The sequence below is a fragment of the Streptomyces sp. RPT161 genome (assembly GCF_027533845.1).
Taxonomy (GTDB): Bacteria; Actinomycetota; Actinomycetes; order Streptomycetales; family Streptomycetaceae; genus Streptantibioticus_A; species Streptantibioticus_A silvisoli_A.
On sequence record NZ_JAPZVN010000119.1, the window covers coordinates 1 to 352 of the forward strand.

Annotated in this window: 1 protein-coding gene; it reads right to left on the reverse strand. The window is 69.3% G+C overall.

Going from position 1 to position 352, the window contains the following annotated elements:
• Nucleotides 1–352, reverse strand: a 352-nt coding sequence (locus O5O46_RS35175; protein ID WP_269859756.1) for a hypothetical protein, incomplete at both ends; no start/stop codon positions are given.

Here is a 352-nt window from a genome sequence, read left to right on the forward strand (position 1 = left end):
GCACCCAAACCAACCGATTCGAGGTCCCCAGCACCCAGCGCCTCGATACCGGGCCAGTAGCGCTGCCGCTGGAAGGCATACGTGGGCAGGTCAACGCGGCGCGCACCGGTGCCCGAGAAGAAGGCCTCCCAGTTGACGGTCACGCCACGCACATGCGCCTGAGCGAGTGCGGCAGTCAGTGTCTCGTCCTCGGCGCGGTCGCGGCGGAGCACCGGTACGAACGCCGCGTCCTCGGCCGTGACGCACTCCTGCGCCATCGCCGACAACACACCATCCGGCCCCAGCTCAACGAAGGTCGTGACGCCCTCGGCCTCCAACGCCCGCACACCGTCCAGGAACCGCACGGTCTCCC